The organism is Steroidobacter sp., from assembly GCF_016790065.1.
Lineage (GTDB): Bacteria > Pseudomonadota > Gammaproteobacteria > Steroidobacterales > Steroidobacteraceae > Steroidobacter.
The window spans coordinates 1-9582 of sequence record NZ_JAEUPY010000930.1 but is presented as its reverse complement, the minus strand read 5'-3'; the positions used below and the strand labels follow the sequence as shown (position 1 = coordinate 9582).

Here is a 9582-nt window from a genome sequence, read left to right as displayed (position 1 = left end):
ACTACTTTGCGACTGCAGATTTCGTGACGTTCACTCGACTGAGCGAACTGAAGCCGGAACAAACCTATAACTGGCTGAACTCGCAGCTGCTGACGTGGCCTCGCAGTGACGGTCAAGTTGCGCAGGGCATTCTCTACACGCCCGAGGACTTCGATCCGGCGCGAAAGTACCCCGTCATTTTCAACTACTACGATCTGGTTGCCGATGACCTGCATGTGTATACGCCGCCGCGTTTGCTCGACATGGATTGCGAGATCAATGTTCCTTCCTATGTCAGCCGTGGGTACGTGGTATTCAAACCCGATATTTACTATGCGCCCGGCGAGTTACGTCGGAGCGCAGTAACTGCGGTGCTGTCGGCTGCGGAGCATCTCAAACAGCAACCGTGGGTGGATGCCAAGAAGATGGCAATCGCGGGCTGTAGCTTCGGCGGCATCGCCACCAACTCCATCGTCACCAGCACCGGGCTGTTCGCTGCCGCCGCGTCCGCGTCGGGCATCGCCGATCTGGTCAGCGCCTACGGCTCGCTGTGGGTGCCGAATGCCAGAGCAGGCGCTTCCGGTGGCGCCAGCCTGCAGAGTCAATCCGAAAGAGGGCAGGAGCGCATGGCCGGCACGTTGTGGGACCGTCCGGGTGCGTATGTCGAGAACTCCGCGATCTTCCATGTCGACCAAGTCACGACGCCGATTCTGATGATGCACACCCGGGACGACGCCATCTGTCCGTTCCCGAATGCCATCGAGTTTTTCACAGCGCTGCGCCGACTGGGCAAGACCGCCTGGATGCTTCAATACAACGACGGCAATCATACGTTGGCGGGTAAGTCGGCCGCGGACTTCAGCGTCCGGATGGCTCAGTTCTTCGACCATTACCTGCGAGATGCGCCGCCACCCAAATGGATGACCCAAGGCATTCCCGCGCGTTTGAAAGGCGTCGAGACGGGGCTGGAGTTGGACATCGGAGCCAACACACCCGGTCCCGGGCTTGCTACCCCTCTACCGACTCAAGAGATTCGTCGATGATCAAATCTGTGCTCACGAGCGTCGCTGCATGTTTGTTGATATTGGCGACGAGTGCGCCATGCGCTACTGCGAGCGAACGTTCGACGGAAGTCGCCGCAAAGCTGCAAGGGTTCGACGAACACATGCAGCAACTGTTGAAGGACTGGAATGGCGTCGCCTTCGGCGTCGGCGTGGTGGTGGATGACAAACTGGTTTTTTCGCGTGGCTATGGCTACCGCGACTACGGCAAGAAACTGCCGTTCACTCCGCAGACGCTGTTCCCGATAGCCTCGAACACCAAGCTGGTGGCCGCGGTGTCGGCCGGTCTGCTGGTCGATGAAGGGCAGCTCACGTGGGACGAGCCGGTGCGCGAGTCCGTGCCGGCCATTCGCTTCTACAACGACGAGCTCAATCGCACCGTGACGCTACGGGACATGCTCGCGCATCGCACGGGAGTCACTCGCCACGACACGATCTGGTATCAAAGCCAGCTGGATAACGCCGAGCTGTTCGATCGCTTGCGATATATGGATCCCAGCGCACCGCTGCGGCAGACCTTCCTATACAACAATATGATGTACGCCGCCGTCGGTCACATCGTGGCGTTGAAATCCGGCAAGCCTTGGCCGGACTTCGTGCAGGAGAGAATCCTCGCGCCGTTGAGCATGAATGCCACGACATTTTCATTGCAGACGATGACTGCAAACGCAGACCACGCTGTGCCATATACCGCACGACGCGATTCGGACGAGCTGTATCAGCTACCCTACGAGGACACGCGAGGCATCGCTGCAGCAGGCGGGATGATCTCGAATATCGAGGACCTATCGCATTGGCTGATCGCGCTCATGAACGAGGGTCGCTATGACGGTCGCCAAGTGCTGCCCGCTGCAGTACTCAGAGCCACCTTGGAGCGTGCGATCCCTGTGCCCGATAGCGCCGCCGAAGCGCGTGGCTGGCGTGAACTGCTGCACCCCGAGCAAGGCATGGGAAGACAGATGGCCTCGTATCGCGGGCATCTGATCACTTATCACGGCGGCGACTTGGGCGGCTTCCACTCGCAAATCTCCTACCTGCCCGATGAGCGCGTGGGCGTGATCGTGTTGCTCATCGGCGATCATGCGTCATCGCTGTACGATCCCATCGGCTACAACATCTACGAGCGCATTCTCGGCCTGGATACGACGCCCTGGAGCGAGCGTTTGCAGGAAGTTCGCCGCAAAGACCGACAGGTCCACCAAGTTGCGCGAGCCAAGGTGGATGAGGGCCGTGTGCGTGGTACGAAGCCTTCGCGTGCATTGGCGGACTTCGTCGGTGACTATGAGCACCCGGCATACGGCAGGCTCAAAATCGATCGCAGTGGCAAGGCGCTACAGTTCGAGTTTCACGGCTTTCGCACCGTGCTGAACCACTATCACTACGATCGCTTCGATACGCCGGACGATCCGCGTTACGGCAGGTATTCCGTGCGCTTTGTGACCAGCCCGCAAGGCGACGCCGACCAGGTGGCAATGACCGTCGACGATGCCGAAACCCTGTTCGTTCGGCAGCCCGAGCGCCTCGATCCAAAGACGCTGGCGCAGCTGCCGGGGGCCTACGTCGATCCCACCGGTCGGGAAGTGTGGGTGACGCTGCTGCCGGATGACACCCTGTCGGTACAGGCTGTGGGTGGATTACCGAACGTGCTGCAGGCGTATCGAGGCCTCAAGTTTCGAGTGGCCAAGGTGGCCGACGTCACCTACGAGTTCCTGGCGGACTCGGGGAACATCGTGGCATTGAAGCTTTCCGGCCCGGAAGGGGTGTTCACGTCGACGCGACGCCGATAACGGGACTACACTTTTCCGGCCCTGGTTCGTCTTCTTCAGCAACGGGAACTCCATCGAACCGACTGACGTGTCCAATGTGAAGCCAGAACCGGGTGAGCCGCAGGCCGAAGGCCCGCAAGCGCCGTTGTCGCGCCTGTTCCAGGAGCACAATCAGGCGCTGATCCGCTTTCTGATGTCGCGTGTGGATTCGGAGCAAGAGGCGCGGGACGTAGCTCAAGAGGCCTATGTCCGCATGCTGCAGCTGGACTCTCGCGGCACGGTCAGTCTGTTGTCGAGCTACCTGTTCAAGACGGCCGCCAACATCGCCATCGACCGGATGCGCAACCGCTCGGTCGGGCGGCGCGTGCTGCGTGGCCTGGGCGAGGCGGGCGACGACTCGCAAGCGGCTTCGCCCGAACGCATCCTGCAGTCCCGTGAAGACATCGAACTGATCGAGCGTTCGGTGGCGGAACTGCCCCCCAAATGTCGCCAGGCTTTTTATCTGCATCGGCTCCACGATCTGAGTTCCTTGGAGATCGCGGCTCGGCTGGGTGTGTCCAAGCGCATGGTCCATCACTACCTGGTGCAGGCCATGGCACACATTCAATCGACCTTGAATGGCAATAAGGAGCGCCAGCTGCCATGAACCAAAGAACGGAAGCCCACCACGACGCGCAGTTGCTGGAGACCGCCGCAAATTGGCTGTTCAAGTTGCGCGATCCGGAAGTCTCTGAGGCCGACATCTCGGCCTGGTTCGCCTGGTGCGACGGCTCGACCGAAAACCGGCGCGCTTTTGAACAAGTGCAAGCAACCTGGCGCCAGTCCGGCCTGATCGACGAACAGCCGGTCACGTCGACCGAGATCGATTCGGATGGTTATCTCGGTCAGGTGCCCGTGGCCGAATGGAACAAGGTGCGCACGAGTTCTCAGCGCCGTGCGCCAGTACGTCGATTCGATCCGCGTCGAGCTCGAATCGCAGCCGCCCTTGTTGCCGGCGTGGCGACGTTGCTGCTGCTAGGCTGGATGCGCCACGTTGATCAAGCGCGCGACATGACGGTGTCTGCTGTCGTAGGAGTCAATCGTGAGGTGCTGCTGCCGGACGGTAGCGAAGTCACGCTGGCTGCCGGCTCGAAACTCTCCACTCGATTCACTAGTGGCACGCGCAATGTTTTTCTAGAGAACGGTGAAGCACTGTTCAAAGTGAAACACATGCACGCGCGACCTTTCATCGTGCATGCAATGGATACGACCGTCACGGCGGTCGGTACTGCATTCAATGTGAAATCCGAAGGCGGTGCCGTGCGAGTCACAGTGACCGAAGGCATCGTCGATGTCGCGCATCAACGGCCGCTCCTCGGGGAGCTGCGGCAACTGGTGGGCGGCAGCGCCGGCGCCAGCGATTTCCGGCTGGCCTCGGGCAATCAAGTGACGCTATCGGCGGGTGCGCCGAAGCCAGTGGCGATTACTGCGGCAAGTCCGCAGGTCACCACGTGGACCGAGGGCACACTCAGTTTCGTCGACGAGCCGCTGGTGTCCGTCGTTGCAGCGGTCAATCGTTACGCCGCTGTTCCTCTGGTGCTCGAGGAAGGTGAACTCGGCAACTATCTTTACACCGGCACCGTGGTGACAGGCCGCATCGATGAGTGGTTGCGCGGTTTGCCCAATGTGTTTCCAGTCTCGGTGCAACACTCGAGCGCGAATCAAGTCGTGCTGCGGACGCGCGCCGAATCGATGCGTTGACCGCTTCACTTTCTGGGCTCTGCTCCGTCTTCTTGCCGACTACAACAAAGACGGGGAGTTTGAGTAATGATCGCTCGTAAAAGAGTTTCACTACTGGCGTGTCTGATGTTGGCCGGCATGCCGCAGATACCATCGTCGGCCTTCGCGGCCGGGCTGGACAGCGCTTACGCCTTCGATATTCCAGCCCAGGATCTGTCTTCGGCATTGGTGTTGTTCGCCAAGCAGACCGAGATCCAGGTGATCACCGCCAGCCGCGATCTCGGCACCTATCGCATCGAAGCCGTGCAAGGACAGTTCAGCGCTCGTGACATTCTCACCAAGCTGCTGGCGGGCACGGGCTTGAGCTTCGTCGAAGTGGGCGATGGCACTGTGACCATCAGCAAGAGCGCTGAGCAGAGCGCGCGACGTGGCGCCGACGACGCCAGCCTGCAGAACACCAACGACTCAGGCATTTTGCAAGAAGTCACAGTGTTCGGTCGCGGCACCACCGAGACGGTCAAGGATGTGCCGCAGACAGTCAGCGTCTTCAACGCCGATTTCATTCGCAACGTACAAGCGACGATGGCTGAAGACATCGTACGTTTCACGCCGAATGCAGTGCCTTACGGTTGGGCCGTGCCGCTCAACACCACCGTGGTGATTCGCGGCTTCGCGTCGTCGCTCACCTGGAACGGTATGGCGCAGCGGAGCACCAACGGCACGCTCAAGCTGGCGAACGTGGAGCGCGTCGAAGTGCTGAAGGGACCAGCGTCGGTGCTGTATGGCTCGATGGAGCCGGGCGCCGTCATCAACCTGGTGACCAAACGTCCGCAGCAGCAGTTCGAGGCCAGCGGCAATCTGCAGTTCGGCAGTAACAACGAGCGTCACTACGAGCTGGACATCGGCGGACCGCTCACCGATCGCATCGGCGCGCGTTTGAACGTGGCCAATTTCGAGACCGACACGCCGTTCAACAACACTGGCACCGAGGACTTGTTCATCGCTCCGGTGGTGGAATTCAAGCTGGCGGATCGCACCACGCTGATCGTCGATGGTTTCTATGACAAGGCCGATTGGCCCAACGGGTTCACCGACGGCCGCGTGCCCGTGCGTGGCGGGCTGTTGCCCAATCCGTATGGTCAGATTCCTCTGCGCACCAACTTGCAGTACGACAGAGACATTACCGCGCCGGCGGGCTTTGGCGACTTGCGTCATCCGCAAGAAGACATCGATCTCAACGCCCGCCTGTCGCACGACTTCAACGACGATGTGACGCTGAACTTCGCGATGTCGTATCACAACTCGAAGTACGACCGGGAACATATATTCACCGGCGGGTTGGCAGCGGACAACCGCACCATGAGCCGCTCATATCTGATCGACAAGGGCTACGATTCCACGGCCTATATCGCTCACGCCGATCTCAAATGGGGTTTCGCAACCGGGAGCCTCACGCACGAAGCGGTGCTCGGCATCGACTACACCGACACCCAGTACAGCCTGCTGACTGCTTTCCTGGGCATCACGCCCATCGATATCTATGCGCCGGTGTACGGCACCATCGTGCTGCCCGATCCGATTCCGTTCGACGATCAACGCGGCGACTCGAATGTGGCCGAAGCGTTCTTGCAAGACCGGATCAGCCTCGGCAATTTTCATCTGCTGGCCGGCGGGCGCTTCTCGGACTACGAAAGCGAAGATGACTACACGCCCTACGAGGGCGAGCTCGCGGTCACCGGCATCAAGGATCAGATCTGGTCGACCCAGTTCGGCGCGCTGTACGACGTGAACGACTGGCTGACACTGTTCGCCAGCCGCAACGAATCGTTCGTGCCTCGCCTGGCTCAGATCTTCGGTCGCGGTCTGATTGCGCAACCGGAGCGCGGCTTGCAGTACGAACTCGGCGCCAAATTCGTGCTGGGTAACAGCGGCTTGACCGGCAGCGTGGTGCTGTTCGACATCGACAAGAAAGATGTGCTGGTGTCGGATGAGGCCCATGTGGGCTACGTGGTGCCGCTGGGCGGCGTGAACTCCAAGGGCGTGGAAGTTTCGGTCGAAGGCAGTCCGTATCCCGGCTTGTCGATTTACTTCGGCTACGGTTACAACCCGACGGAAATCGAAGAGGCCGACGCCAACACCGGCAACTCGTTCTTCAACGTGCCCGAACATACGTTCTCGACGTATCTGAACTACAAAGTGCAAGACGGTGCGTTGCGCGATCTGTCGCTCACGACCTCAGTTCAGTACGTGGGCAAGCGCTGGGCATCGGATGCCAACACCATCGAGTGGCCCGCCTACACGCGAGTCGATGTGGGCGCGAATTATCCGGTGGGCGAGCATCTGCTGCTCGGCGTGAACGTGCGGAATCTGTTCGAGAGCAAGATCTACACCGGCTTCGGTGCCTCTCGTGTCGCTCGCGATCCGTTTCGTACCATCTTGGGAACCGTCGCTTACCGCTACTGATCCAGTCTCGTGAGCGTGCTTCTGTTCCTGCTCAGCATCGGAGCGCTGTATTACCTGTGTCTGGAGACATCACGCGTCGCTTGGCGGCGCGTGGTGTTGTCGGCTTCGTTGCTGACAGCGGTGGCGATCTCGGTGGGATTGCAGGGATGGCGCTGGCCACCCGCTGTCTTGTGGATATGGGCCGTAGGGTTGGGTTGGTGTTTGTGGCGCCAACTTCGATCCGTAGAGCAACCTCCGTCGCGACGGCGTGGACGGTGGTCGTTCGCTGGCGGTCTGGTCGTCAGTTACTTCGCACTGAATCTCGCACACCTGACTTTGCCGAGCGTGGAGCTGCCGGCATTGACCGGGCCCTATCCGGTAGCTCGACATCAGTGGCTGGTGCAATCCTCGCGGCAGGATGTTCATAACCCCGATCCGTTCGCTCACCGCAGCTTTTCGGTCGCTGTTTACTATCCGACGCTGGTCGGCATTCAGATGGGGCGGGTGAACTACTGGTCCGCCGAGATGCTGGGAACGGGGCCGTTGCAGCCGTTGTCGTCGCTGGCCAAGCTGCTGTTCGAGAGCGAGGCTTCGCGACTGCGCACGCAATCTTGGGAAGGACTCGGTTCGGGCCTGTCGCCGGCGCAAAACAAATATCCAGTCGTCATTTTCTCGCCCGGGCTCGGCATGCGCGCCGATATGCATACCTTTTATCTGGAACAGTTGGCGAGCCACGGCTATGCGGTGTTCGCGATTACCCATCCCGGCCAGGATCAGCTCGAACGCGGCTGGAGTTCGCAGTCGCTAACCGAGGACCGCGCTTCGTGGAAACGACGTGAGTCGTCTTACGAGGCGGCGAGTTGGTCGTTGAATAAGTCGCTGGATGCTGGCGAGACGCCCACCGACAAGCAACTGCACGACGTGATGGAGTTCAATGCAACGTCGCGTGACTATCCCTTGTCCGTGCGCAAGGACGACGTGGTGGAGTTGCTGGATCGCTTGCAGAGCTTGAGTAACGGGTCGCCAGCGAGTCAGTTCGCTGCGCGATTGGACATGAGTAAGGTCGCAGTGACGGGCATGTCCTATGGCGGCCCGACGGCCTCGGAAGTTTGTTTGCAAGATGCGCGCTGCAAAGTCGCGGTCAACATGGATGGCGAGGAGTACGGCACGCTGCCGCTGACGAGCGGAACACAGCCGGCTCTGTGGCTGTATCGCCTGGAACGATGGCCAGGCACGCCGCTGCGCCGAATCGCTTTCCTGCGCTATGCCGGGCCGGCCTATCGAGTCGGCTTCGACGGCGCGCGTCATAACACCTTTACCGATCAACCTTTCTGGCCGCCTGCGCTCACGGCGCTCGGTGTTGTGTTGCCTTTGTGGCTGATTGATAGCAAGCCGAACGTCGAGCGAGCGCTAACCGGCGCCATCTTCGAATACCAATTGGACTTCCTGGATCACTATCTCAAAGGCAGTGACCTGAAGCTTCTGAATGGCACGCAAACGCGTGACCGCGCCGTCCTCGACAGCAGGAATCTGCAATGAACGAATTTTTGCTTCGTGTGGTGGTGTTGCTGGCAATTGCCGGGTCGGCGCAGTCCGCCGATCGCTTCGATGAAATTCGCAGCTACATCCGCGCCGAGATCGTCGAACAATCGGTGCCGTCAATTGCCGTCGCCGTCGCCAAGGACGGCAAAATCGTTTGGGAGGAGGGCTTCGGCTGGGCGGATCGCGAACACCGCCGACCGGCCACACAACACACCGTGTATTCGTTGGCCTCTATCAGCAAGCCCATCACAGCCACCGGACTCATGACACTGGTGCAGGCGGGACGAATCGATCTGGATAAGCCGGTCAACGACTACCTAGGCAACGCCAAGCTGCGAGCGAGAGTCGGCAACGTCAACGACGCCACCGTGCGACGAATAGCGAATCACACGTCGGGCCTGCCGCTGCACTATCAATTCTTCTATGCCGACGAACCGTTCCGGCGTCCGTCGATGGATGAAACCCTGCTGCGCTACGGCGACCTGGTGAGTGCGCCGGGCGAACGCTATCAATACTCGAACCTCGGCTTCGGCGTGCTCGACTACGTCATCGAGCGAGTGTCGGGCCTCAGCTATGCCGAGTTCATGCGTCGCGAAGTGTTCCTGCCACTGGGACTGACGCACACCTCGATCGACATCGGCCCGGGATTGGAGCAGAACACGGCGACGCGTTATGGCACGGACCAGTTGCCGCTGCCGTTCTACGACTTCGATCATCCGGGAGCGTCGGCCGTGTTCGCCAGCGCGCACGATCTGGTGCGCTTCGGAATGTTTCATCTGCAAGCCCACTTGCCGGATCAGAAGCCGATCCTGAGCGATGCCATGCTCGATGAAATGCATCGGCGCACTCTCGAGCGTCCGGGTGGGGCAGGTGACGGCGTCGGGTTCGGAGTGCGCGATAACGCGGGCTATCGAATGATTTCGCACAACGGCTCCATGCCGGGTGTGGCCACTCGCATGGCTTTGTTCCCCAAGGAACGACTGGCGGTGGTGGTGTTGAGCAATGGTCGCAGCGATCTGCCTCGCAACGTGGCAGATCGAATCATCACCAGTTTCTTGCCGAGGTGGCGCCCC

At 60.4% G+C, this 9582-nt stretch carries 7 protein-coding genes; all 7 read left to right on the top strand.

Annotated elements, in window-relative coordinates:
- Positions 1-1022 (top strand): alpha/beta hydrolase family protein (locus tag JNL55_RS36945; RefSeq protein WP_293867035.1); only part of this gene is annotated, 1022 nt, incomplete at its 5' end.
- Positions 1019-2827 (top strand): serine hydrolase, encoded by a 1809-nt coding sequence (locus tag JNL55_RS36940; protein WP_293867033.1) that lies wholly within the window; start codon positions 1019-1021, stop codon positions 2825-2827. The genes JNL55_RS36945 and JNL55_RS36940, both read left to right, overlap by 4 nt.
- 76 nt (positions 2828-2903) lie before the next feature.
- Positions 2904-3452, top strand: a complete 549-nt coding sequence (locus JNL55_RS36935) for an RNA polymerase sigma factor (RefSeq protein WP_293867030.1) — start codon at positions 2904-2906, stop codon at positions 3450-3452.
- Positions 3449-4546 (top strand): FecR family protein, encoded by a 1098-nt coding sequence (locus tag JNL55_RS36930; RefSeq protein WP_293867027.1) that lies wholly within the window; start codon positions 3449-3451, stop codon positions 4544-4546. Before JNL55_RS36935 ends, JNL55_RS36930 begins: the two co-directional genes overlap by 4 nt.
- Before the next feature lie 66 nt (positions 4547-4612).
- Entirely contained in the window at positions 4613-6988 is a 2376-nt protein-coding gene (locus tag JNL55_RS36925; protein ID WP_293867024.1) for a TonB-dependent siderophore receptor, read from the top strand.
- Between the two features lie 9 nt (positions 6989-6997).
- Positions 6998-8506, top strand: a complete 1509-nt coding sequence (locus JNL55_RS36920; protein ID WP_293867021.1) for an alpha/beta hydrolase family protein — start codon at positions 6998-7000, stop codon at positions 8504-8506.
- The coding region (locus tag JNL55_RS36915) for a serine hydrolase domain-containing protein (RefSeq protein ID WP_293867018.1) at positions 8503-9582 on the top strand (1080 nt) is incomplete at its 3' end. The genes JNL55_RS36920 and JNL55_RS36915, both read left to right, overlap by 4 nt.